Raw genomic sequence first — 23,974 nt, forward strand, 5'->3', positions numbered from 1 at the left:
CGTGTCCGGATTCGTCGAAAAGCCCGAGCCGGCTCAGGTGCCGGGCCTCGTCCACCTCCACACCGGCAAGGTCCGCGATCTCTACCGCGACGGGGACGGCAACCTCGTCATGGTCGCCAGCGACCGGATGTCCGCCTTCGACTGGGTCCTGCCCACCGAGATCCCGGACAAGGGCCGGGTCCTGACCCAGCTCTCCCTGTGGTGGTTCGACCAGCTCAAGGAGATCGTCCCGAACCACGTCATCGGCACCACCCTGCCCGCCGGCGCCCCCGCCGACTGGGCCGGCCGCACGCTGATCTGCCAGAACCTCGACATGGTCCCGATCGAGTGCGTGGCCCGCGGCTATCTCACCGGCTCCGGCCTCGTCGAGTACGACCAGACCCGCACGGTCTGCGGACTCGGCCTGCCCGAGGGCCTCGTGGACGGCTCCGAGCTGCCCGGCCCCATCTTCACCCCGGCCGCCAAGGCCGACGTCGGCGAGCACGACGAGAACGTCTCCTACGAGGAGGTCGCGCGGACCGTCGGCACCGAGACGGCAGCGCTGCTGCGCCAGGCCACCCTGGCCATCTACACCCGCGCCCGGAACATCGCCCGCGACCGGGGCATCATCCTGGCCGACACGAAGTTCGAGTTCGGCTTCGGGGCCGACGGGACCCTGGTCGCCGCCGACGAGGTGCTGACCCCGGACTCCTCGCGGTTCTGGCCGGCCGACCAGTGGAAGCCGGGCCGCGCCCAGCCCTCCTTCGACAAGCAGTACGTCCGAGACTGGCTGACCTCCCCGGCCTCCGGCTGGGACCGCACCGGCGAACTCCCGCCCCCGGCACTGCCGCAGGAGGTCGTGGAGCAGACCAGCGCCAAGTACATCGAGGCGTACGAGCGGCTCACCGGCCTGACCTGGACCGCCAAGACCGGCCGCTGAACGTCCCGTGTCCCCGGCCCGCCCAGCGGGCCGGGGGCACCGAGGACCCGGCAACACGAAGAAGCCCCCGGTCCAAGGACCGGGGGCTTCTTCGTACAGAGCGGACAACGCGACTCGAACGCGCGACATCCACCTTGGCAAGGTGGTGCTCTACCAACTGAGCTATGTCCGCATGCGCCGTAGCGCGGTACCCACTATACCCAACCTCGCTGGCGTGCGAGACGCACTGCCGTGTGCCGGTTCTCGGCCCCCAGCTTCGTCGCCGCCGAGGACAGGTAATTGCGCACCGTTCCCTGCGTGAGCGAGGCCCGCTCCGCGATCTCCGCGATCGGCGCCCCGTCCGCCGCGAGTTCCAGTACCTCGGCCTCCCGGGCGGTCAGCGGGGAGTCCCCCGCGCTGATCGCGTCGGCCGCCAACTCGGGGTCCACGTAACGACCTCCGGCGTGCACGGTTCGGATCAGCTCGGCCAGTCGCTGCGCCGACACCGTCTTCGGCGCGAAGGCCCGCACACCCGCCGCGAGGGCCCGCTTGAGGTGGCCGGGCCGGCCGTGACTGGTCACGATCATGACCTTGCAGCCGGGGAGTTCGGACTTCAACGATGTGGCGACACTCACACCGTCCGCCCCCGGCATCTGCAGGTCCAGCACCGCCACGTCCGGACGGTGCGCCCGGGCCATCGCCAGCGCCTCCGGCCCCGAGGCCGCCTCCGCGACGACCAGCAGGTCGTCCTCCAAGGCCAACAGCGCGGCCAAGGCGCCGCGGATCAGGTGTTCGTCGTCGGCGAGCAGCACGCGTACGGGGCTCACGCCCGCACCTCCAGTCGCGGGTACGGGGCTCACGCCCGCACCGTCAGTCGTGGGCGCGGGGCTCATGCCCGCACCTCCAGTCGTTGTTCGGGGATCCGGGCCAGCAGCCGGAACCGGCCGCCCTCGGTCGGGCCCGCCGACAGGGTTCCGTCGACCACCGCGAGGCGCTCGCGCAGCCCCGCGAGTCCCGAACCGGGCGGACCGGCCGGCGTCTCGGGGGCTCCGTCGTTCTCCACCAGCAGGGTCAGCGCGCCCGATCCGTCCGCGGCCTCGGCGAGCCGGATCAGGCAGCTCTGCGCGTCACCGTGCCGCAGGACGTTGGTGGTCGCCTCCCGGACCACCCAGCCCAGGGCCGACTGCACTTCGGAGGGCAGCGCCCGGCGGGCCTCGAACTCGACGCGGCAGTCCATCCCCGCCGCGCTCAGCACCCCGCGCGCGCCCTCCAGCTCCACGGCCAGGTCCGCCTCGCGGTAGCCGCGCACGACGTCCCGTACCTCGCGCTGCGACTCGCGGGCGATCCGCTGGACCTCGATCATCTGCTCCACCGCCTCGGGACGGCCGCGCCGGGCCAGTTGTACCGCCAGCTCGCTCTTGAGGGCGACGACCGCCAGGTTGCGCCCCATCACGTCGTGCAGGTCCCGGCCGAACCGCAGCCGTTCCTCGGCCACCGCGAGCTGGGCCTGGAGCTCCCGGGCGCGGTCGAGTTCGTACACGATCCGCAGCAGCCACCCCGAGAAGCCACAGGCGAAGCTGAGGAACAGGCCGCTCAGCAGCACCCCGATGGCATAACCGACGCCCTCCACCACCGGCAGCCCCACGGCGACCACCGCCAGGCCGGTCCCCACGGCGTGGGCGGGCGCCACCCCCCACATGTGCCGGACCTTCTCCAGGCACATCACCAGCGAGCCGGAGGCGAAGCAGGTCATGCCCGTCACCAGCATCGGGGCGACGGCCTCGTCGATGTGCCCGGTCCGGCGCAGGAGGAGGACGGCCACGCACCCGAGGGCCGTCACGATCATCGTCGCCACCGCCACCCACACCGGCCGGTCCCGGCGCCCCACCAGCCAGTCCAGCGCCCGGGAGGAGAGGAACCCGACGAGCACGGAGTGCACGCACATCAGCACCAGCAGGCCCACTTCGGCGGAGCCCGGCACCTCCCGCGGGCCGAGGACCAGGCCGCCGAGGCCGAAGGTCAGGATCTCGACCGCCACGAAGAGATGGAACGACCAGCGTGTGTAGAGCTCGACCTTCCCCGCACTGCTGCGGTTCTTCCACCACCCGGTCAGCTTCGACACGGTCCCCGTCCCCCCGACTTCGCTTTCGTTTCCTAGCGCCGCGGTTCCCAGCGGAACCACCGGTGGACAGCAAACACGGTGTTCACGGTCCAGGCCACCGTGACGAGCGCGGCCCCGGTCAGGTCCCCGGCCGGCGCACCGTCCCACGCGCCCCGCACCAGCGTCATGACGCCGCTCAGCGGAAGCAGTTCGCACACCGATGCCAGCGTCCGCGGAAGGCTGTCCATCGGTACGAACAGGCCCGAGCCGAGCAGGCTCACCAGCAGCAGCGGCACGGTGGTGATGCCCGCGCTCTCCACGCTCCGGGTGAAGGAGCTGGTCAGCGCCGCCAAGCCGGCCAGCAACACGATCGCGGCGAGCACCGCGACGATCAGGAGCAGCGGGTTGTCCGGCATCGGCGCGTCCAGGGCGGCGGCCCCGGCCAGGACGAGGACGCCGATCTGCCCGAGGGCGACGACCGCGGCCGGCAGCGCGGTGCCGGCGAGGATCTCCAGGTCGCCCGCCTCGCCGGTGCGCAGCCGCTTGAGGACGAGTTCCTCGCGCCGGGCCACGTACGCGGAGACCAGGTTCATGTAGACGACCAGGAGCAGGACGAGTCCGATGCCGCCGCTCAGGGTGGACCGGCCGAGGGCCGCGGCGCTCTGCTCGGCCACGTCGACCAGTGTCGAGCGCAGCAGGAACACCATGGCCGCCGGCATCAACAGGGCCATGGACAGAGCGGTCCGGTTGCGCCGCAGCAGGGTCAGCTCGGAGCGGCCCAGGGCGCTGAGCCGGCGGGGGTTCAGGCGCGGTGCGGTCAGGTTCGGCACGCTCATCGGGCTCCCGCCCTCTCGTCCTCGTCGGTCCGGACGCCGGAGAGGGGGCTCCGGCGGCTCCGCGCGATCTCCAGGAAGGCCTCCTCCAGCGAGGCGGACCGGGCGTCGAGCCCGACCAGCTCCACCTCGGCCTCGTGCGCCCACCGCAGCAGTTCCCCGAGGCTCTCCTGGAGCCGTTCGGTACGGATCTCCACCCGCCGTCCGTCGGCCGCCGCCCGCAGGGGCAGCGGCAGCCGCGCCGCGGGCACCGCCTCCGGGAGTGTGAATCGGATCCGCGAGGGCCGGGTCGCGGTCACCTCGGCGGGCGTACCGGTCAGCACCGGCTCCCCCTCGTGGAGGATCGCCAGCCGGTCGGCGAGCTCCGCGGCCTCCTCCAGGTAGTGCGTGGTCAGCAGCACCGTGGTCCCCTCCGCGCGCAGCTCCCGCACCAGCTCCCAGGTGTCCCGGCGGCCCTCGGGGTCCATGCCGGTCGTCGGCTCGTCGAGGAACAGCACCTCCGGCCGCCCCAGCAGGGCCAGGGCCAGATCGAGCCGGCGCCGTTCACCGCCGGACAGCTGCTTGATGCGCACGGAGGACCGCGAGGCCAGCCCGACCCGTTCGAGGACCTCCGCCCCGGGCCGGGCGCCGGTGGTGACCCCGGCCCACATCCGGACGGTCTCGGCGACGGTCAGGTCGGAGGGGAAGCCGCCGTCCTGGAGCATGATCCCGGTACGCGGCCGGACCTCGGCCCGCTGCTTGTACGGGTCGAGCCCGAAGACCCGTACCCGCCCCCCGCAGGGTGCGGCCAGTCCCTCCAGGAGTTCCACGGTGGAGGTCTTGCCGGCGCCGTTCGTCCCGAGCAGGGCGAAGATCTCGCCGCGTTCCACGGAGAAGGAGACGCCGCGGACAGCCTCGAAGCCGCCGGCGTAGCGGCGTCGCAGTTCCTCCGCCCGGATCACCGTGTCGGTCATCACTGTGTCGGTCATGAATCAAGGCTCGCGGCGGACCGGCCGCGTCGGCAGTGCGCGCTGTCATGACGCGGGATGACATATGTCAGACGGGGCCGGGCAAAGGCGCGGGTATAGGGGTGAACGCACGACAAAGGCCCCGATCAATGATCGGGGCCTTTGTCACACTGAGCGGACGACGCGACTCGAACGCGCGACATCCACCTTGGCAAGGTGGTGCTCTACCAACTGAGCTACGTCCGCATGCAACGACGTAAAGCCGTGCGCTGCGAGCATCACTCTACCTGATCCACAACCGTGGTCGGTAAAGCGTGCAGAGCGGGTGACAGGGATTGCACACTGCGCCTCCCCCCTGGAAGGGGGGTGTTCTGCTACTGAACTACACCCGCACGACTTCGGGTCTTGGCCTTGCGGCCTCGCCCCTTGGCGTGATCCACACACTAGCCGATCGGAGGGGGTGGATGGCAAATCCGGGGTCAGTGGGCAGCGTTGTAGGCCTCGTAGACGCGCTTGGGGATGCGGCCGCGCGGCGGCACGTCGTGCTGGTTCGACCGGGCCCAGGCCCGGACGACCGCCGGATCGGGGGCGATCGACGTGTGCTTGTACGCCTTACCCGAGCGAGCCTGTCGGCGCCCGGCGGCCACGAAGGGAGCGAGGCCCTTCCGCAGTTTCTTTGCGTTGGCGACATTGAGGTCGATCTCGTACGACTTACCGTCCAGGGCGAACACGACCGTTTCCGCCGCTTCTCCGCCATCGATGTCGTCGGAGATCGTGACTACTACGCGCTGCGCCACGGATATCGGTCCCTTCGTGCGAGGTCACCGCGTGCTGACATGCGGTGATGTCGCCTGTGTGGATGTTTCGGAGCAATGCATCAATCCGTCGGAATCCCGACCGATTCCTTTGTACCGTGATTCGCATTGAATTGCGAAGCCCAGTTAATTCTCTCCGCGTGTCCCGCCGCAATCCCGGGCACGTGGTTTTCCGGTGGATTTTGCGAAGCGTTGGTGAAGCTGAAACGGCTCGCGGATCATGCTCAAGGTATATCTACCCGCGTAGAAATTTTCGCCGGGTACGCTGATGGAACCGCCTTCGCACCAAACCACCACACGGGAGTGCCAGTGGCACGCGTCGTAGTCGACGTCATGCTCAAGCCGGAGATCCTCGACCCCCAGGGCCAGGCGGTGCAGCGTGCACTGCCGCGGCTGGGCTTCGAGGGGATCGCCGACGTCCGCCAGGGGAAGCGCTTCGAACTGGAGGTGGAGGGACCGGTCGACCAGGCCGCCCTCGACCGCATCCACAAGATGGCCGAAACCTTCCTCGCCAACACCGTCATCGAAGACTTCACCGTGAAGGTCGAGGCCTGAGGGTGACCACTCGCATCGGAGTCGTCACGTTCCCCGGAACGCTCGACGACCGTGACTCGCTGCGCGCCATCCGCATCGCGGGAGCCGAGCCGGTCTCGCTGTGGCACCGCGACAAGGACCTGCACCAGGTCGACGCGGTCGTCCTCGCGGGCGGCTTCTCCTACGGGGACTACCTGCGCGCCGGGGCCATCTCCCGCTTCTCGCCGGTGATGGAGACCATCATCGAGCAGGCCAGGGCCGGCATGCCGGTCCTCGGCATCTGCAACGGCTTCCAGGTCCTCACCGAGGCCCACCTGCTGCCGGGGGCGATGCTCCGCAACAACCACCTGCACTTCATCTGCCGCGACCAGAAGTTGCGCGTGGAGAACGCGGAGACCGCGTGGACCGGCGACTACACCGCCGGCCAGGAGATCTCCGTACCGCTCAAGAACATGGACGGCCGCTACACCGCCGACGAGCGTGTGCTGGACGAACTGGAGGCCGAAGGGCGAGTGGCCTTCCGGTACCTGGACGGGAACCCGAACGGTTCGCTGCGCGACATCGCCGGCATCACCAACGCCGCGGGCAACGTCGTCGGCCTCATGCCGCACCCCGAGCACGCGGTGGAACCGCTGATCGGGACGGGCCGCACCGACGGTCTCCCGTTCTTCACCTCGGTCCTGAAGAAGCTGGTCAGCGCATGAGCCTCGACACCGTCAAGCACGCCACCGACACCCCGGACGCCTCCCAGCCGTGGAAGGAACTCGGCCTCAAGGAGGACGAGTACGCCCGCATCCGGGAGATCCTCGGCCGCCGCCCCACGGGCGCCGAGCTCGCCATGTACTCGGTCATGTGGTCCGAGCACTGCTCGTACAAGAGCAGCAAGGTCCACCTGAAGCAGTTCGGCGAGAAAGTCCCGGAGAACGACGCCATGCTCGTCGGCATCGGCGAGAACGCCGGCGTCGTCGACGTCGGCCAGGGCTACGCGGTCACCTTCAAGGTCGAGTCGCACAACCACCCGTCGTACATCGAGCCCTACCAGGGCGCGGCCACCGGCATCGGCGGCATCGTCCGCGACATCCTCGCGATGGGCGCCCGCCCGGTCGCGGTCGTGGACCCGCTGCGCTTCGGAGCGGCCGATCACCCCGACACCAAGCGCGTCCTGCCGGGCGTCGTCGCCGGCATCGGCGGCTACGGCAACTGTCTGGGCCTGCCGAACATCGGCGGCGAGGTCGTCTTCGACGCCTGCTACCAGGGCAACCCGCTGGTCAACGCCGGTTGCATCGGCGTGATGAAGCACGAGGACATCCACCTGGCCCAGGCCTCCGGCCCCGGCAACAAGGTCATCCTCTACGGTGCCCGCACCGGCGGCGACGGCATCGGCGGCGTGTCCGTGCTGGCCTCGGAGACGTTCGACGACAGCAAGCCGACCAAGCGGCCGGCCGTGCAGGTCGGCGACCCGTTCCAGGAGAAGCTCCTCATCGAGTGCACCCTGGAGATCTTCAAGGAGAAGCTCGTCGCGGGCATCCAGGACCTCGGCGGCGCCGGGCTCTCCTGCGCCACGAGCGAGCTGGCCTCCGCGGGCTCCGGCGGCATGCGCGTCGAACTCGACACCGTCCCGCTGCGCGACGCGACGCTCTCGCCCGAGGAAATCCTCATGAGCGAGTCGCAGGAGCGCATGTGCGCGATCGTCGAGCCGCAGCACGTGGATCGCTTCATGGAGATCTGCGAGAAGTGGGACGTCATCGCCACCGTCATCGGTGAGGTCACCGACGGCGAGCGCCTGGAGATCTTCTGGCACGGCGAGCAGATCGTGGACGTGCCCCCGGGCACCGTCGCCCACGAGGGCCCGGTCTACAACCGTCCGTTCGCCCGCCCCGCGTGGCAGGACGCCCTCCAGGCCGACGACGCGGGCAAGCTGCCCCGCCCGGAGACCTCCGAGGAGCTCCGCGCGCAGGTCCTGGCGCTGGTGTCCTCCCCGAACCAGGCCTCCAAGTCCTGGATCACCGACCAGTACGACCGCTTCGTCCAGGGCAACACGGTGCTCTCGCAGCCCGAGGACGCCGGCATGGTCCGCATCGACGAGGACACCAACCTCGGCGTCGCCATGGCCACCGACGGCAACGGCCGCTTCGCGAAGCTCGACCCGTACACGGGCGCGCAGCTCGCGCTGGCCGAGGCGTACCGCAACGTCGCCGCGACCGGCGCCAAGCCGCTCGCCATCTCCGACTGCCTCAACTTCGGCTCGCCCGAGGACCCGGGCGTCATGTGGCAGTTCGCCGAGGCCACCCGCGGTCTCGCGGACGGCTGCCTGGAGCTGGGCACCCCGGTGACCGGCGGCAACGTCTCGCTGTACAACCAGACCGGCGAGACCGCGATCCACCCGACCCCGGTCGTGGCGGTCCTCGGTGTGATCGACGACGTCAACCGCCGCACGCCGATGGCGTTCGCGGAGGCCGGTCAGCTGCTGTACCTGCTCGGCGACACCGCCGAGGAGTTCGGCGGTTCGGCCTGGTCCGAGGTCGTGCACCAGCACCTCGGCGGCATGCCGCCGAAGGTGGACCTGGGCCGCGAGAAGCTGCTCGGCGAGATCCTGATCTCGGCCTCGCGCGACGGCATGATCGACGCCGCGCACGACCTGTCCGACGGCGGCGTGATCCAGGCGCTCACCGAGTCCTGCCTGCGCGGCGGCAACGGTGCGCGGATCGTGGTGCCCGAGGGCCTGGACGCCTTCACCTTCCTGTTCTCCGAGTCCGCGGGCCGGGCCGTCGTGGCCGTCCCGCGCAGCGAGGAGCTCCGCTTCACCGACATGTGCGGTGCGCGGGGCCTGCCGGCCGCCCGCATCGGCGTGGTGGACGGCGAGGAGATCGAGATCCAGGGCGAGTTCACGATTCCGCTCGCGGAACTGCGGACCGCCCACGAGGCGACGATCCCGGCGCTGCTCGCCTGATCCCGCCCGCCGCGTCGTCGAGCCCCTGTCCGGAGTCCTCCGGGCGGGGGCTCGCGCGTGTTCGGCCGTTCTCCCCTCCCGTCCGGCCGGCGCAGTCCGTGGTGCTTCTCACGCCGGATAGGGTCGGCCCCATGCCGACCGCCCGGAAGAAGCCGCGTACCTACGACTCCGCCAAGATCCGCGCGGCCGTCACCGCACAGTTCGGCCACGTCGCCGCGGCCGTGGCGACGCTGACCCCCGAGCAACTGGCCCGCCCCACGCACCTCGGCGCCTGGACCGTACGGGACCTCGCCGCGCACCTCGCCTGGATCATCCGCTCCATCCCCGAGGCGGTGGCGCGGCCCGAACCGGCCGAAGCCGAGCTGACCGTACGGAACTGGCCCTTCGCCACCGCCGGGATCGCCGGACAGATCGACGAACTGGCCCGGGAGACCGCCGCCGGCGAGGAACTCGGCCCGCTCTACGAGGAGTCGGCGACCCGGCTCGCCGAACTGCTGAGGGTGGTCCCGGACGGCCGGCTGCTCGGGCTGCGGGTCGGCGCGATGGCCTTCGGGCCGTTCATGGTCACCCGCACCGTGGAGCTGGTCGTCCACACCGACGACCTCAACCGGGCGGCCGGCCTGGACATCCCGATCGACCGGCAGGCTCTCGCCGCCTGCACCCGGCTGCTCGCCGACGCCCTCGCGGACAAGACCCCCGGGGGTTCGGTGGAGCTGCGGATCCCGCCCTTCGCCGTCGTCCAGTGCCTGGAGGGGCCCCGGCACACCCGGGGCACCCCGCCCAACGTGGTGGAGACCGACCCGCTGACCTGGATCCGGCTCGCGACGGGCCGTACGACCTGGGAAGAGGCGCTGGACGGGGCCCGGCTCAGCGCGAGCGGCGAACGCGCCGATCTGGGCCCGCTGCTCCCGCTGATGGGCTGAGGGAAACCCTCCCCGGAGGGTCGGACGGCGGTCGGATGTCGGTCGGGCGGCGGGCGGAAGGGAACCGTCCGGGCACCTCGCCCGTCCCAGACGCATGCGTCAGCAACGGCACGTCCTCGCCGCCCTCACGCTCGCCGTCACCGTCACCACCGCGGTGACCGCCTGCGCGGACCAGACGACCCCCTCCGGCCCGGATCCATCACCGGGCCTCCCGGGGACGAGTTGGTCCGTGGAAAGCGTGACCGTGGACGGGAAGACCCTGACCGCGCCCGCGGCGGCCCGACTGGCCATCGGCGCCGAGGCCCCCTACGAGGCCACGGGCAACTACGGCTGCAACGGCCTGTCGGCCAAGGTGGAGATCAAGGGCTCGACCATGAACGTCCAACCGGGCTCCAGGACCGCGATGGCCTGCCCGGACATCAAGTTCGAGACGGCTTTCGCCAAGCTCTTCAAGGGTGCGCTCACGATCGAGAGCCGGCCGGAGCACCTCACCCTGAAGACCGCGGACGGGAACACCATCTCCCTGACCACGAAGCCCCGGACCCCGGACGCGCCGCTCACCGCCACCGACTGGAGCGCGGACTCCCTGATCCAGGGCGCCACCGTGTCCTCGGTGCCCGCCGAGGTGGCGGGCAAGGCCCGGTTCACCATCGCCGCCGACGGCGCCGCGAGCGGCAACCTCGGCTGCAACCGGTTCTCCGCCCGGGCCGTCGTCGACGGGTCCCGGATCACCTTCGGGCCCCTGACCTCGACGCGGATGGCCTGCACGGGCCCGGCCGGTGACGTCGAACGGGCGCTGACCGCGCTGTTCGCCGGCGGCCCCCTCGAACACCGCGTCCAGGGAGACACCCTGACCCTCACCGCCACCGACGGCAGCGGCAAGGGCCTGGGAGCCAAGGCGGCCTCCGCCGTCGAATGACCCCCGCCCCCGGCCCGGCCGGTGTCCACAGCCTGTGGACACCGGCCGGGCCGGGCCCGCCGGCGCCTCCACGCCCCGACGGACCAGACGGATCAGACGGATCAGACGGATCAGGACCAGGCAGATCAGAGGGCCGGGGTCAGGCCGGGTACGGGAGCAGCGTCGCGTCCGTCTTCTCCCAGGCCGCCCGCAGTTCGGCCAGCCTGGCCGGCTCCACGGCCGCCTTGTCGGCCTGCTCGCGGACGTCCCCGGCCAGGTTGAACAGCTGGTCCTTGCCGGCCTTGCCCCGGTAGTACTTCCAGTCCCCGCGGCGCAGCGCCCGCTCGCCCCGCACCCGCCAGAACAGGTTCCGCTCCGCGATCCGCTCGCCCCGCAGCAGGTATCCGGCCAGGCTCACCCCGTCGAGCGGGTACGCGCGGTGCGCCCGGGCACCGGCCAGCTCCAGCAGGGTCGCCGTCCAGTCGGGGCTGAACACCGGGACGTGGCTGACCTGTCCGCCGTCCAGGCGCGCGGGCCAGCGCACGAGGTTCGGCACCCGGATCCCGCCCTCCTGGAGCGAGGCCTTGTTGCCGGAGAGCGGCCAGTTGTACGAGAAGCGCTCGCCCCCGTTGTCGCTGGAGAAGACGACCAGGGTGTCCTCCTCCTGGCCGGAGCGCTTCAGGGCCTTCAGCACCTCGCCGATCGAACGGTCGAGGTCCTCGACCATCTCCTTGTACTTCTCCACCGAGCCGCCGTCCTGGTGCCACAGGGCCCGGCCGTCGCCCGCCTTGATCCGGCGGACGATCTCGGCGCTCTCCTTCGTGTCGCCGTCGGCGATCCAAGGCCAGTGCGGGGTCGTGAAGTTGAGGTTCAGCAGCCACGGCTTGCCGTGGTGGTCGCGGGACACGTACTCGCTCGCCCGCTCGGTGATGATCCGCGTGTAGTAGCGCAGGTCCTTGTACTCGGCGTCGCCCTCGTAGAGGTCGTACTCCCCGCCCAGGCCCAGCTTGGAGTAGTACTCAAGGGCCCCGCCGAAGTTGCCGAAGAACTCGTCCCAGCCGGACCGGGTGGGGCTGTAGTCCGGCAGGTACCCGGCGTGCCACTTGCCGATCAACGCCGTCGCGTAGCCGGACTCCTTCAGCAGCGAGGCCAGCGTCGGGTGCGTGGGCTCCAGGCCGACGGACTTGTCGGCGATCGGCTCGGCCAACCCGCCCTTGGTACGGCCCGGGTACCGCCCCGTGTACAGGCTGAAGCGGGTCGGCGAGCAGGTCGCGGAGCCCGAGTACGCGTCGGTGAACCGGACTCCCTGGCGGGCGAGCCGGTCCAGGTTCGGGGTCTTGATGTGCGGGGACCCGTAGGAGGACAGGTCCGCCCAGCCGAGGTCGTCGCCGAGGATGAACAGGATGTTCGGCCGCCGGGAGTGACGCCCCCGGGCGGCCTTGAACTCCCGCTCCTCGGGGCCCGCGTGCCGGGCGTCGGCGGGAGCGGAGGCGGGTGCCGCGGCGGCCGGCGACGCGGCCCCCAGCCCGACGGCCGCGGCGGCGGCACTCACGCCGACCGCCCCGCCGAAGGCGCGTCGGGACAGGTGGGATTCAGACGAGGTCACGGGTGCTCCAGGGCATGGCCCGCCGGCCCACCCCGCGGCGGCGCGGGACGGCGCACGGCACGGCGGAACGGGCTGGGGCGAGCGAAAAGGCACTGCGGGGGAAATCGGCGAGAGGCGCCGGGAGAATCAGAAAAGGCGCGCCGGAGCGCGGGGCGGAACTACGCCCGGCAACAACAGATGGCGCTCGCGACACGGACGAGGTCCACGTGCCGGCGCTCGACGAGGGTGACGGTGCGGTCACCGAGAGGCTGCATGAGCCGGAAGCTTGTACGAATCGACGACTGGCTGTCAACCAGGGCATTCCGGATATCGAGACAGTCACCCTCCGCACGGGTTACCCGACTGTCCGCACTGTGACTTTTACGGGCCGTCCCCAATTCGGACCAGTGGTCGATCTCGCCTACACTCGGGAGCGTGCCTCGTGGTGATGGACGACTCAACCACGACCTGCTCCCCGGCGAAAAGGGCCCCCAGGACGCTTGCGGCGTCTTCGGTGTCTGGGCTCCGGGTGAAGAGGTCGCCAAGCTCACCTACTTCGGACTGTATGCGCTGCAGCACCGCGGACAAGAGTCCGCGGGAATCGCTGTGAGCAACGGTTCCCAGATCCTCGTCTTCAAGGACATGGGCCTCGTTTCCCAAGTCTTCGACGAAACCTCTCTCGGCTCGCTCCAAGGTCATATCGCGGTCGGTCACGCCCGCTACTCGACCACCGGAGCCTCCGTCTGGGAGAACGCGCAGCCCACTTTCCGCGCGACCGCCCACGGCTCCATTGCCCTGGGTCACAACGGCAACCTGGTGAACACCGCCGAGCTCGCCGAGATGGTCGCCGACCTCCCCCGTCAGGACGGCCGCGCCACCCAGGTGGCGGCCACCAATGACACCGACCTGGTCACCGCCCTGTTGGCCGGCCAGGTCGACGACGAGGGCAAGCCCCTGACCATCGAGGAGTCGGCCACCAAGGTCCTCCCTCAGGTCAAGGGCGCGTTCTCGCTCGTGTTCATGGACGAGGGAACCCTCTACACCGCCCGTGACCCGCAGGGCATCCGCCCGCTGGTCCTCGGCCGCCTGGAGCGCGGCTGGGTGGTCGCCAGTGAGACCGCCGCCCTCGACATCTGCGGCGCCAGCTTCGTCCGCGAGGTCGAGCCGGGCGAGCTCATCGCGATCGACGAGAACGGCCTGCGCAGCTCCCGATTCGCAGAAGCGAAGCCCAAGGGCTGTGTGTTCGAGTACGTCTACCTGGCGCGCCCGGACACCGACATCGCCGGCCGGAACGTCTACCTCTCGCGTGTCGAGATGGGTCGGCGCCTCGCCAAGGAAGCCCCGGTCGACGCCGACCTGGTGATAGCGACGCCGGAGTCCGGCACGCCCGCCGCCGTCGGCTACGCCGAGGCCAGCGGGATTCCGTACGGCGTCGGACTGGTCAAGAACGCCTATGTGGGCCGGACCTTCATCCAGCCCTCGCAGACGATCCGCCAGCTCGGCATCCGCCTCAAGCTCAACCCGCTCAAGGAAGTCATCCGGGGCAAGCGCCTGGTGGTCGTGGACGACTCGATCGTCCGCGGCAACACCCAGCGCGCCCTGGTCAAGATGCTCCGCGAGGCCGGCGCGGCGGAGGTCCACATCCGGATCTCCTCGCCGCCGGTGAAGTGGCCTTGCTTCTTCGGCATCGACTTCGCCACCCGGGCCGAGCTCATCGCGAACGGCATGACGGTCGACGAGATCGCCACGTCGATGGGTGCCGACTCGCTCTCGTACATCTCGCTCGACGCGATGATCGAGGCGACCACCATCCAGAAGCCGAACCTCTGCCGTGCCTGCTTCGACGGCGAGTACCCGATGGAACTGCCCGACCCGCAGCTCCTCGGCAAGCAGCTCCTGGAGACCGAACTCGCCGGCGGTACCGACGCCGCCGACGCGCTCCGGCGCCCGTAGCCCTCGTCCGACCCGACCCCACCAGGTCGGGTCGGACCGGCTCGGCCCCAGCTCGACCTGCGCCCGGCCCTGTCTTTCAAGCTTCTCCCAGGGCTGTGCACCACCCGCAGTAACGACACGAAAGCTCTCTCCTGTCATGACAGAGAAGACCACCGGTGCCAGCTACGCAGCAGCAGGTGTCGACATCGAAGCGGGCGACCGCGCCGTCGAACTCATGAAGGAGTGGGTGAAGAAGACGCAGCGCCCCGAGGTCCTCGGCGGCCTCGGCGGTTTCGCCGGCCTCTTCGACGCCTCCGCCCTCAAGCGCTACGAGCGCCCCCTGCTCGCCTCCGCCACCGACGGCGTCGGCACCAAGGTGGACATCGCCCGCCGCCTCGGCGTGTACGACACCATCGGCCACGACCTGGTCGCGATGGTCATGGACGACATCGTCGTCTGTGGCGCCGAGCCGCTCTTCATGACGGACTACATCTGCGTCGGCAAGGTCCACCCCGAGCGTGTCGCGGCCATCGTGAAGGGCATCGCGGAGGGTTGCGTCCTCGCCGGCTGCGCCCTCGTGGGCGGCGAGACCGCCGAGCACCCGGGCCTCCTGGGCCCCGACGACTTCGACGTGGCGGGCGCCGGCACCGGAGTCGTCGAGTACGACCGGCTGCTGGGCGCGGATCGCATCCGTACGGGGGACGCCGTCATCGCGATGGCCTCCTCCGGTCTTCACTCGAACGGGTACTCGCTGGTCCGGCACGTCCTCCTCGACCGCGCCGGGATGCCCCTGGAAGGTCACGTCGAGGAGCTCGGCCGGACCCTCGGCGAGGAGCTGCTGGAGCCGACCAAGATCTACTCGCTGGACTGCCTCGCCCTCACCCGCACGGCCGAGGTCCACGCGTACTCGCACATCACGGGCGGCGGCCTCGCCGCGAACCTGGCGCGGGTGATCCCGGACCACCTGCACGCCACGGTCGACCGGGCGACCTGGGCCCCCGGCGCGATCTTCGACCTGGTCGGCAAGGCCGGACAGGTGGAGCGCCTGGAGCTGGAGAAGACGCTCAACATGGGCGTCGGCATGATGGCCGTGGTCCCGCAGGAGTCGGTGGACGTGGCCCTGACCGCACTGGCCGACCGCGGCGTGGACGCCTGGGTCGCCGGAGAGATCCTGGACCGGGGCGACCACACCGAAGGCGCGACCCTGACCGGTTCCTACGCGAGCTGAGCAGCACTGAAACCCGGTCCGGGGCGATGCCCTGGACCGGGTTTCAGTACTTTTGAGATCTTTTGCAGACGTCGACGTTCAGAGCGTCAAGCGCCGCGGCGCTGAGCCGAAGGACCGGACTCATCGTCCTCGTCCTCGTCGTCATCGCCGTTGTAGAGAGCCGCGTACTTGGCGTACGGGTCGTCTTCGTCATCCAGATCGTCATCGACCTCGACCGGCGCGCTGACGGGCAGCGGCTCTGTCGGCGATGCGCCCAGCTCATTGGCCAGACGCGAGAGGTCAGTCCCGCCGCTGTTGTACTTCAGCTGGCGGGCGACCTTTGTCTGCTTGGCCTTGGCCCGGCCGCGCCCCATGGCTCGACCCCCTCGGTGACGGGGCTCGACGGCCCCAGAGTCTGACACGCGTTCATGGTTCGGAGCGGGCTCTCCGTGGAGAGACCGTCCGTAGGGGTTCAACGGTACCTGCTTCAGCGGCCATACGGTACGCCGCCCGCATCACGCGCGCCGATGCAGTACCAACGAGACACCCCGTACTCGCTGGTCAGCTGCGATTTTAACCCTTTCCTGGCGGGCGACCCGCCGAAGGGCAGTGAGTTCCGTCTCCTCTGCGCCTCCGGCGGGTCCCACGGGCCCCCGGAAGGTGTCAGACCGCGACGACGCCGCGCGCGTCGGCCATCCGCTGCTCGGCGATCCGGTCGGCTGCGGCAGCCGGCGGAATACCGTCTTCCTTCGCACGTGTGAATATGGCCAGCGTGGTGTCGAAGATCTTCGCCGCCTTGGCCTTGCACCGGTCGAAGTCGAAGCCGCGGAGCTCGTCGGCGACCTGGATGACCCCGCCCGCGTTGACCACGTAGTCGGGGGCGTAGAGGATCCCGCGGTCCGCGAGGTCCTTCTCCACACCCGGGTGGGCGAGCTGGTTGTTCGCCGCGCCGCAGACGACCTTGGCGGTCAGCACCGGCACCGAGGCGTCGTTGAGCGCACCGCCCAGCGCGCACGGGGCGTAGATGTCCAGGCCCTCGGTGCGGATCAGCGAGTCCGTGTCGAAGGCGGCGGTCACCCGACCCGGGTGCCGGTCGAGGATCTCCTGCACCGACTCGCGCCGGACGTCGGTGATGACGACCTCCGCGCCGTCCTCCAACAGGTGCTCCACCAGGTGCCGGCCGACCTTGCCGACACCCGCGACACCGACCTTGCGGCCGCGCAGGGTCGGGTCGCCCCACAGGTGCTGGGCGCTCGCGCGCATGCCCTGGAAGACGCCGTACGAGGTGAGGACCGAGGAGTCGCCGGCGCCGCCGTTCTCGGGGGAACGGCCCGTCGCCCAGCGGGTCTCGCGGGCCACCACGTCCATGTCCGCGACGTAGGTGCCGACGTCGCAGGCCGTCACGTAGCGACCCCCGAGGGACTCCACGAACCGGCCGTAGGCCAGCAGCAGTTCCTCGTTCTTGAGGATGTCCGGGTCGCCGATGATCACGGCCTTGCCGCCGCCGTGGTCGAGGCCGGCGAGGGCGTTCTTGTACGACATGCCGCGCGCGAGGTTCAGCGCGTCGAGGACGGCCTCCCCGTCCGAGGCGTACGCGTGGAAGCGGGTACCACCGAGGGCCGGGCCCAGGGCGGTGGAGTGGATGGCGATGACAGCCTTGAGGCCGGTGGCTCGGTCCTGGCACAGCACGACTTGCTCGTGGCCGCCCTGTTCCGTGCGGAACAGGGTGTGCAGGACGCCGTCGGTCATTTCGGTCACGGTGGTGACTCCCATGGAAGAGATGCGGCGGGAAGACGCCCCCCTGCGGGTGGGGGAGGGCGCGCTGGGAGCAGCGTAAGACCTGAGGGGCCCGCGCAGGCGTCCTGTCCGGGGATCGAAACACTCCCGGGTCCCGGGCGGGGTCCCGACGACCTCGCGGGCGCCCGCCGGAGTACCGCCGGCCGGCGCGGGGGAGTACGAGAGCGTGAGCGAATCCCCCGACCCCCGGCCGCCCTCCGCGCGCCCCGTACCGACCGTTCCCTACGCCTCCTACCTGCGCGTCTACGAGCCGCTGGCGGCCTTCCCCGAACCGGAGCGCACGCACTGGGCCGACTACGCCCGGCGCGGCGACACCCCGACCGCCCAGGACGAACTGCGCAGGTCGCTCGCGGACTTGGTGCGGGTGCCCCTGGTGGCGGTCCCCCGGCACGAGAGCGCCGACGCCTTCACCGCCGAGTGGGACGGGACGCTGCTGGTCTGCCCGTGGCGGACCAGGCTGCGCGGCTGGCTGGCGCTGGAGGAACTCGTGGAGTGGTTCCCGCGCCCGGTGCTGGACGCGGCACTGCCCCCGGCCGCCCGCCGTCGGGCGACCGAGGAGTACGAGGCGTGGCGCGAGCGGAACCCGGACGGCCGCCCGTGGATCCGGACCGGGGTCTGGCAGGTCCCGCTGCGGTGGTTCGTGCTGGTGGCCGACGAGGAGCGGGAGTACCTCCCGGGCGAGCGGCTGCGCTACCGCACCCCGATGGTGCAGGCCCGGCGCCGGCTCGCCCGGGGGCTGCGGACCCTGCGCGAGGCGGAGGGGTACGGCATGCTCACGGAGGGTCTGGTGGAGGTCGGCAGCTGGCTGGAGGAGTTCCACCCGCGCTCCATGGTCGAACTGGACTACGGCGGACTGACGCACACCCTGCCGGAGGCCGGGCTGGCCGGCGACCGCTCCGCGCGGGATCTGGCGCGGGGGATCGCGGAGCTGCGGGCCGGGGACCGGGAGGGCGCGGCCCGGACGTACGGGGAGCTGGCGGAGCGTTGGCGGGCGGTCCGGGAGAGACTGTTCGCCAATTAGGTACCGGAGACCCCTGGCGCGCCCGCCGTGTCGCCCGTATCGTCCGATCGGCCATAAGTCGCAGATCAGAGCCTTGATCACGGTATTGGGGTCTTAGTGCCGGGACCTACGTCCCGATACGGGCCATTGGCCCAAGCGTGACGGACCGCACTATCTACACCCTTGCGCCCTTCCCCTACCCTCGTGCCAAAATAGGACAAGGAGTCCGGGGAGGGTTCCTTCCGTCCAAGTAAGGGCGGAATGCTTGGTATTGCACTCTATGGGGGGTCTGACGACTCCTGATCGCTCTGTGACTGATCGTCACAGTGGGGTGACTGTCCGTTATGGGACGGTCCATCGGCTTCCGCCGCTGATGAACACCTCGGAGGGCAATTCCATCGGTTTGGCCGTCGAGGCTGGACGGATGGTGTAGTTGTAGTGCCGAGGACAAGCCGTTCGTCCTATAACCGACTCGGCCTGCGTATGTCCATTTCGGGCAACGTGGGCCAAGGTGCAGAATTTAGAGGAAAGAACCGAGATGGTTCAGTTCTCCCGAGGAGGCCGCTCATGACCGCTCGCACCCCTGATGCCGAGCCGCTGCTGACCCCGGCTGAGGTTGCCACGATGTTCCGCGTGGACCCGAAGACGGTCACCCGCTGGGCCAAGGCTGGCAAGCTCACGTCCATCCGCACTCTGGGTGGACACCGCCGTTACCGCGAGGCTGAGGTTCGCGCACTGCTCGCGGGAATTCCGCAGCAGCGCAGCGAGGCCTGAGGCTCGCAAGCAGGACCTTTTTGACGGGTCTGAATCGGGTCCCCCAATCCGATGAAACCCAAAAGCTTCAAACGGCAGAGCCTGCCCCAACAGGTTCCGCTGTTCGATCGCGCTGGACTCCGCCGGGTCCAGCGCGATCTTTTTTATGCCCGGAGGGCGGCGGAAACGAGGAGCCCTCGGCAGCCCTGCGGGGGTAGGTGCCATTGCACATATAAAATCGAGCCGGCGTATGACTGCGATAAATGTGCGAGTCTCAAAAACTCATGTGGTGACACCCGTCACAGCTGATCACTCTTGTACACCCGGCAATGCAGCCCGTAAGGGGACGTGAGCGACAGGGCGCGTCATGCGGACGAGGGATTTCGTCCGGCGTGGCCGTCGGCCGCCGACTCGGGCGCGAGAATGCGGCCGGACGCGGCAAGGGGCGCGGACGCGATGAGACGGGAACGTGACCCATGGGGGCCGATGGGCCGGATGGGGCGATCGATGGCCCCGGAAAGGCCTCCAGGGCCCCTCTGCGCGCCTTGCGGTCGCGGGAGGCGATCCACGGGCCTCCGACCCGCCCCGCGCCCCTCAGGCGATCGACGGGCGAACCGCCCCCGACTCGGCGCCCGCACGGCCCGCGCACCGGCAAGTGGACCGGCGGTGAGCGGACCCGTCAACGCGTCAGGGCCCGTATCCCCTGAGGGATACGGGCCCTGACGTCTCTGCGAACCTGACGGGACTTGAACCCGCGACCTCCACCTTGACAGGGTGGCGAGCTAACCAACTGCTCCACAGGTCCTTGATTTGTAGCCGCTGGGCGGTTACGAATCAGACTGTACAACAGCTCAGGGGGTGCAGTCGAACCCGATCAGGGGGCGGCCGCATCCACCGCCTTCACGATGCGCTTGTCGGAGATCGGATACGCCGTCCCGAGCGCGTGCGCGAAGTAGCTGACGCGCAGTTCCTCGATCATCCACCGGATCTCGGTGACCGCCTCGGGCACGGGCCGCCCCTTCGGCAGCTGCTCCAGCAGCCACAGGTACTCGTCCCGCATCTCGTGGACCTTCTCCATGCGCGTGGTGTCGCGCTGGACGCCCGTCGGCATCTGCTGGAGCCGTCGGTCGACGGCCACCAGGTAGCGCATGAGGTCCGGCAGCCGCTTGAGTCCGGTCAGCGTCACGAAGCCGGCCGGCATCAGCGCCGCCAGCTGTGTCTTCGCGTCCTGGACGTTCGCCATCAGGGCCAGGCTGTTGGTGGCCTTCAGCCGCCGTTCGCAGGCCTGCCAGGCGGCCAGCACCTGCTGCACCTGGTCCACCGTCCGCACGGTCGTGTCCACCAGGTCGGCCCGCACCGCGTCGAAGAGCTTGCGGAAGCCCGCCTCGTCCCAGGCCGGGCCGCCGTGGGCGGCGATCAGCCGGTCGGTGGCCGCCGTCGCGCAGTCGTCGAACAGCGCCTGGATGGAACCGTGCGGATTGCGCGAGAGGGCCAGCTTCTGCTGGTTGGTGAGCTTGTCCGAGGCGAACTTCGCCGGGTTCACCGGGATGTTGAGCAGGATCAGCCGCCGGGTGCCGAGCCACATCGCCTGCCGCTGTTCGGCCTCCGTGTCGAAGAGCCGTACGGAGACGCTCGCGCCCGCGTCCACCAGCGCCGGGTACGCCTTGACCGGCTGACCCGCCCGCCGGGTCTCGAAGACCTTGCTCAGCGTCCCGATGGTCCAGTCGCTCAGCCCGGAACGCTCGACCGACTCCCCGCCCGCCCGCTCGGCGGTCGCCGCGGCGGCCTTGGAGAGGGCCTGGCGGGCCTTCGGCTTGAGCCTCAGCCGCAGTGCCTCCAGGTCCTTGTCCTCCGCGAGGTTCTTGCGGCGCTCGTCGACGATCCGGAAGGTGATCTTCAGATGGTCCGGGATCCGGCTCAGGTCGAAGTCGTCGGCGGACACCGGCACTCCGACCATCCGGTGCAGCTCCCGGGCCAGCGTCACGTGCAGGGGCTCCTGCATCGGGTGCGCCGTGGCCAGGAAGCGCGTCGCGAAGTTCGGCGCGGGCACGTAGTGCCGGCGGATCGGCTTCGGGAGGGAACGGATCAGCTCCGTGACGACCTCCTCCCGCAGGCCCGGGATCTGCCAGTCGAAGCCCTCCTCGGTGACCTGGTTCAGGACCTGGAGCGGGACGTGGACGGTCACGCCGTCCGCGTCCGCGCCCGGCTCGAACTGGTAGGTCACCCGGAACTTCAGCGGCCCCTGGAGCCAGGAGTCCGGATAGTCGGCCTTGGTGACCCCGGCAGCCTTCTCCGTCAGGAGCATCTCGCGCTCGAAGTCGAGCAGTTCGGGCTCGTCCCGCTTCTTGTGCTTCCACCAGGAGTCGAAGTGCGCCCCGGAGACCACGTGCTCGGGGATCCGCTGGTCGTAGAAGTCGAAGAGGGTCTCGTCGTCCACCACGATGTCGCGGCGCCGCGCCCGGTTCTCCAGCTCCTCCACCTCGGTGAGGAGCTTGCGGTTGTCGGCGTAGAACTTGTGGTGCGTGCGCCAGTCGCCCTCGACCAGGGCGTTGCGGATGAACAGCTCGCGGGAGACCTCGGCGTCGATCCGGCCGTAGTTGATCTTCCGCTGGGCGACGATCGGCACGCCGTACAGCGTGACCTTCTCGTACGCCATCACGGCCGCCTGGTCCTTCTCCCAGTGCGGCTCGCTGTAGGTGCGCTTGATCAGGTGCTGCGCCAGCGGCTCCACCCACTCGGGCTCCACCTTGGCGTTCACCCGCGCCCACAGCCGCGAGGTCTCCACCAGTTCCGCCGACATCAGGAACTTGGGCTGCTTCTTGAACAGCGAGGACCCGGGGAAGATCGCGAACTTGGCCGACCGCGCGCCGAGGTACTCGTTCTTGTCGGTGTCCTTCAGACCGATGTGCGACAGCAGACCCGCCAGCAGCGAGATGTGCACGTGCTGCTCGGGGGCGTCCGCCTCGTTGACGTGGATCCCCATCGACTTCGCCACCGTGCGCAGCTGCGAGTAGATGTCCTGCCACTCGCGGATCCGCAGGAAGTTCAGGTACTCCTGCTTGCACATCCGGCGGAACGAGGACGAGCCGCGCTCCTTCTGCTGCTCGCGCACGTAGCGCCACATGTTCAGGAACGAGAGGAAGTCGCTGGTCTCGTCCTTGAAGCGGGCGTGGTTCTGGTCCGCCTGCGTCTGCTTGTCCGAGGGCCGCTCGCGCGGGTCCTGGATGGACAGCGCCGCCGCGATGACCATGACCTCGCGGACGCAGTTGTTCTTGTCCGCCTCCACCACCATGCGCGCCAGCCGCGGGTCCACCGGGAGCTGGGACAGCTGTCGGCCCATCGGCGTGAGCCGCTTGCTGTGGTCCTTCTCGGCCGGGTCGAGGGCGCCGAGTTCCTGGAGGAGCTGGACGCCGTCGCGGATGTTGCGGTGGTCCGGCGGGTCGATGAAGGGGAACTTCTCGATCTCGCCGAGACCGGCGGCGGTCATCTGGAGGATGACCGAGGCCAGGTTGGTGCGCAGGATCTCCGCGTCCGTGAACTCGGGGCGGGAGAGGAAGTCGTCCTCGGAGTACAGCCGGATGCAGATGCCGTCGCTCGTACGACCGCAGCGGCCCTTGCGCTGGTTGGCACTGGCCTGCGAGATCCGCTCGATGGGCAGCCGCTGCACCTTGGTGCGATGGCTGTAGCGGGAGATCCGGGCGTTGCCCGGGTCGATCACGTACTTGATGCCCGGGACGGTCAGCGAGGTCTCGGCGACGTTCGTCGCGAGGACGATCCGGCGGCCCGTGTGCTGCTGGAAGACCCGGTGCTGCTCGGCGTGCGAGAGGCGGGCGTAGAGCGGCAGCACTTCCGTGAACCGCAGGTTGCGCTTGTTCAGGGCGTCCGCCGTGTCGCGGATCTCCCGTTCGCCGGAGAGGAAGACCAGGACGTCTCCCGGCCCCTCGGACTGCAGCTCGTCCACGGCCTCGCAGATCGCCGTGATCTGGTCCCGGTCGGAGTCGTCGCCCTCCTCCTCCAGGAGCGGGCGGTAGCGGACCTCCACCGGGTACGTGCGTCCGCTGACCTCGACGATCGGCGCGTCCCCGAAGTGCCGGGAGAACCGCTCCGGGTCGATGGTCGCCGAGGTGATGACGACCTTGAGGTCGGGGCGCTTGGGCAGCAGCGTGGCCAGGTACCCGAGCAGGAAGTCGATGTTCAGCGACCGCTCGTGGGCCTCGTCGATGATGATCGTGTCGTAGGCGCGCAGCTCGCGGTCCGTCTGGACCTCCGCGAGCAGGATGCCGTCCGTCATCAGCTTGACGAAGGTCGCGTCCTGGTCCACCTGGTCGGTGAAGCGGACCTTCCAACCGACCGTCTGTCCGATCTCGGACCTCAGCTCCTCCGCGATCCGCTCCGCGACCGTGCGGGCGGCGATCCGGCGGGGCTGGGTGTGCCCGATCATGCCCCGGACGCCGCGGCCCAGCTCCATGCAGATCTTGGGGATCTGCGTGGTCTTGCCGGAACCGGTCTCGCCGGCGACGATCACGACCTGGTGGTCGCGTATCGCCTCGGCGATCTCGTCCTTCTTCTGGCTGACGGGAAGGTTCTCGGGATACGTGATCTCCGGCTTGCGCGAGGCACGGCCGGCCAGACGCGCGGCGGCCTTCTCGGCCTCCGCGGCGATCTCGTCGAGCACGGCCTGCTTGGCCTCGGGCTTGCGGATACGGCGGGCGCCCTCGAGGCGGCGGCCGAGGCGGTGCGCGTCGCGGAGGGAGATCTCACCGAGAAGCGTCTGCAGGGCGGCGAAGGAAGTAGACATACC

20 protein-coding genes and 4 tRNA genes are annotated in these 23,974 nt (G+C 70.0%); 10 read left to right on the forward strand and 14 right to left on the reverse strand.

The window, feature by feature from the left end:
* Position 1 precedes the first annotated feature (1 nt).
* Positions 2-919, forward strand: a complete 918-nt coding sequence (locus ADK55_RS18745) for a phosphoribosylaminoimidazolesuccinocarboxamide synthase (protein ID WP_053680231.1) — start codon at positions 2-4, stop codon at positions 917-919.
* 99 nt (positions 920-1,018) lie between these two features.
* Here ADK55_RS18745 and ADK55_RS18750 read toward each other — a convergent pair.
* From ADK55_RS18750 to ADK55_RS18785, 8 genes are all read right to left on the reverse strand, one after another.
* Positions 1,019-1,091 (reverse strand) — tRNA-Gly (locus ADK55_RS18750).
* A gap of 22 nt (positions 1,092-1,113) precedes the next feature.
* Positions 1,114-1,725 carry a response regulator transcription factor gene (locus ADK55_RS18755; protein ID WP_053680233.1) on the reverse strand — a complete coding sequence of 204 codons (612 nt, stop codon included), beginning with the start codon at positions 1,723-1,725 and terminating at the stop codon, positions 1,114-1,116.
* Between the two features lie 62 nt (positions 1,726-1,787).
* The gene (locus tag ADK55_RS18760) at positions 1,788-3,020 is read right to left on the reverse strand and encodes a sensor histidine kinase (protein ID WP_053680235.1); all 1,233 of its coding nucleotides are present in this window, start codon (positions 3,018-3,020) and stop codon (positions 1,788-1,790) included.
* Between the two features lie 32 nt (positions 3,021-3,052).
* Entirely contained in the window at positions 3,053-3,835 is a 783-nt protein-coding gene (locus ADK55_RS18765) for an ABC transporter permease (RefSeq protein ID WP_053680236.1), read from the reverse strand.
* On the reverse strand, positions 3,832-4,800 hold the full coding sequence (locus tag ADK55_RS18770; RefSeq protein WP_053680239.1) for an ABC transporter ATP-binding protein: 969 nt from the start codon (positions 4,798-4,800) through the stop codon (positions 3,832-3,834). Before ADK55_RS18770 ends, ADK55_RS18765 begins: the two co-directional genes overlap by 4 nt.
* A gap of 152 nt (positions 4,801-4,952) precedes the next feature.
* A tRNA-Gly gene (locus tag ADK55_RS18775) sits at positions 4,953-5,025 on the reverse strand.
* Between the two features lie 74 nt (positions 5,026-5,099).
* Positions 5,100-5,171: transfer RNA gene (locus ADK55_RS18780), tRNA-Gly, on the reverse strand.
* Between the two features lie 87 nt (positions 5,172-5,258).
* A complete protein-coding gene (locus tag ADK55_RS18785; RefSeq protein WP_053680241.1) occupies positions 5,259-5,576 on the reverse strand; it encodes a histone-like nucleoid-structuring protein Lsr2 in 318 nt (105 codons plus the stop codon).
* 321 nt (positions 5,577-5,897) lie between these two features.
* Between ADK55_RS18785 and purS the strand changes: the two genes are divergently transcribed.
* The 5 genes from purS to ADK55_RS18810 all read left to right on the forward strand — a co-directional run bounded on the left by purS (position 5,898) and on the right by ADK55_RS18810 (position 10,920).
* On the forward strand, positions 5,898-6,149 hold the full coding sequence (purS, locus tag ADK55_RS18790; protein WP_008740952.1) for a phosphoribosylformylglycinamidine synthase subunit PurS: 252 nt from the start codon (positions 5,898-5,900) through the stop codon (positions 6,147-6,149).
* 2 nt (positions 6,150-6,151) lie between these two features.
* A complete protein-coding gene (gene purQ / locus ADK55_RS18795) occupies positions 6,152-6,832 on the forward strand; it encodes a phosphoribosylformylglycinamidine synthase subunit PurQ (RefSeq protein ID WP_053680243.1) in 681 nt (226 codons plus the stop codon).
* A complete protein-coding gene (gene purL / locus ADK55_RS18800; RefSeq protein ID WP_053680244.1) occupies positions 6,829-9,078 on the forward strand; it encodes a phosphoribosylformylglycinamidine synthase subunit PurL in 2,250 nt (749 codons plus the stop codon). The genes purQ and purL overlap by 4 nt, the downstream gene beginning before the upstream one ends.
* A gap of 131 nt (positions 9,079-9,209) precedes the next feature.
* The gene (locus ADK55_RS18805; RefSeq protein WP_053680246.1) at positions 9,210-10,001 is read left to right on the forward strand and encodes a maleylpyruvate isomerase family mycothiol-dependent enzyme; all 792 of its coding nucleotides are present in this window, start codon (positions 9,210-9,212) and stop codon (positions 9,999-10,001) included.
* A 94-nt stretch (positions 10,002-10,095) separates the two neighbouring features.
* Positions 10,096-10,920, forward strand: a complete 825-nt coding sequence (locus tag ADK55_RS18810) for an META domain-containing protein (protein ID WP_053680247.1) — start codon at positions 10,096-10,098, stop codon at positions 10,918-10,920.
* A gap of 139 nt (positions 10,921-11,059) precedes the next feature.
* On the opposite strand, the gene ADK55_RS18815 is transcribed toward ADK55_RS18810, so the two are convergent.
* Together ADK55_RS18815 and ADK55_RS40745 are read right to left on the reverse strand one after the other, a co-directional pair.
* Entirely contained in the window at positions 11,060-12,505 is a 1,446-nt protein-coding gene (locus tag ADK55_RS18815) for a sulfatase-like hydrolase/transferase (RefSeq protein WP_053680249.1), read from the reverse strand.
* Between the two features lie 158 nt (positions 12,506-12,663).
* Complete coding sequence (locus ADK55_RS40745; protein WP_323178891.1) at positions 12,664-12,759, reverse strand: putative leader peptide; 96 nt, start codon at positions 12,757-12,759, stop codon at positions 12,664-12,666.
* A 160-nt stretch (positions 12,760-12,919) separates the two neighbouring features.
* Here ADK55_RS40745 and purF point away from each other — a divergent pair, with 160 nt between their 5' ends.
* Positions 12,920-14,437, forward strand: coding sequence for an amidophosphoribosyltransferase (gene purF, locus ADK55_RS18820; protein WP_053680251.1), 1,518 nt, complete (start codon positions 12,920-12,922; stop codon positions 14,435-14,437).
* A gap of 136 nt (positions 14,438-14,573) precedes the next feature.
* Positions 14,574-15,644, forward strand: coding sequence for a phosphoribosylformylglycinamidine cyclo-ligase (gene purM, locus ADK55_RS18825; protein WP_053680253.1), 1,071 nt, complete (start codon positions 14,574-14,576; stop codon positions 15,642-15,644).
* Between the two features lie 86 nt (positions 15,645-15,730).
* On the opposite strand, the gene ADK55_RS18830 is transcribed toward purM, so the two are convergent.
* Both ADK55_RS18830 and ADK55_RS18835 read right to left on the reverse strand, forming a co-directional pair.
* Positions 15,731-15,997: a DUF3073 domain-containing protein gene (locus ADK55_RS18830; RefSeq protein ID WP_053680255.1), complete on the reverse strand. Its 267-nt coding sequence runs from the start codon at positions 15,995-15,997 to the stop codon at positions 15,731-15,733.
* Between the two features lie 289 nt (positions 15,998-16,286).
* The gene (locus ADK55_RS18835) at positions 16,287-17,381 is read right to left on the reverse strand and encodes a Leu/Phe/Val dehydrogenase (protein ID WP_053680257.1); all 1,095 of its coding nucleotides are present in this window, start codon (positions 17,379-17,381) and stop codon (positions 16,287-16,289) included.
* 205 nt (positions 17,382-17,586) lie between these two features.
* On the opposite strand from ADK55_RS18835, the gene ADK55_RS18840 reads away from it, so the two are divergent.
* Both ADK55_RS18840 and bldC read left to right on the forward strand, forming a co-directional pair.
* The gene (locus ADK55_RS18840; protein WP_053680259.1) at positions 17,587-18,441 is read left to right on the forward strand and encodes a hypothetical protein; all 855 of its coding nucleotides are present in this window, start codon (positions 17,587-17,589) and stop codon (positions 18,439-18,441) included.
* A 546-nt stretch (positions 18,442-18,987) separates the two neighbouring features.
* Complete coding sequence (gene bldC, locus ADK55_RS18845) at positions 18,988-19,194, forward strand: developmental transcriptional regulator BldC (protein ID WP_003949541.1); 207 nt, start codon at positions 18,988-18,990, stop codon at positions 19,192-19,194.
* Between the two features lie 710 nt (positions 19,195-19,904).
* On the opposite strand, the gene ADK55_RS18850 is transcribed toward bldC, so the two are convergent.
* Together ADK55_RS18850 and hrpA are read right to left on the reverse strand one after the other, a co-directional pair.
* Positions 19,905-19,978, reverse strand: a tRNA-Asp gene (locus ADK55_RS18850).
* 69 nt (positions 19,979-20,047) lie between these two features.
* Positions 20,048-23,971, reverse strand: coding sequence for an ATP-dependent RNA helicase HrpA (gene hrpA, locus ADK55_RS18855; RefSeq protein ID WP_053680261.1), 3,924 nt, complete (start codon positions 23,969-23,971; stop codon positions 20,048-20,050).
* Positions 23,972-23,974 lie beyond the last annotated feature (3 nt).

This window comes from Streptomyces sp. WM4235 (genome assembly GCF_001279725.1).
Taxonomy (GTDB): Bacteria; Actinomycetota; Actinomycetes; order Streptomycetales; family Streptomycetaceae; genus Streptomyces.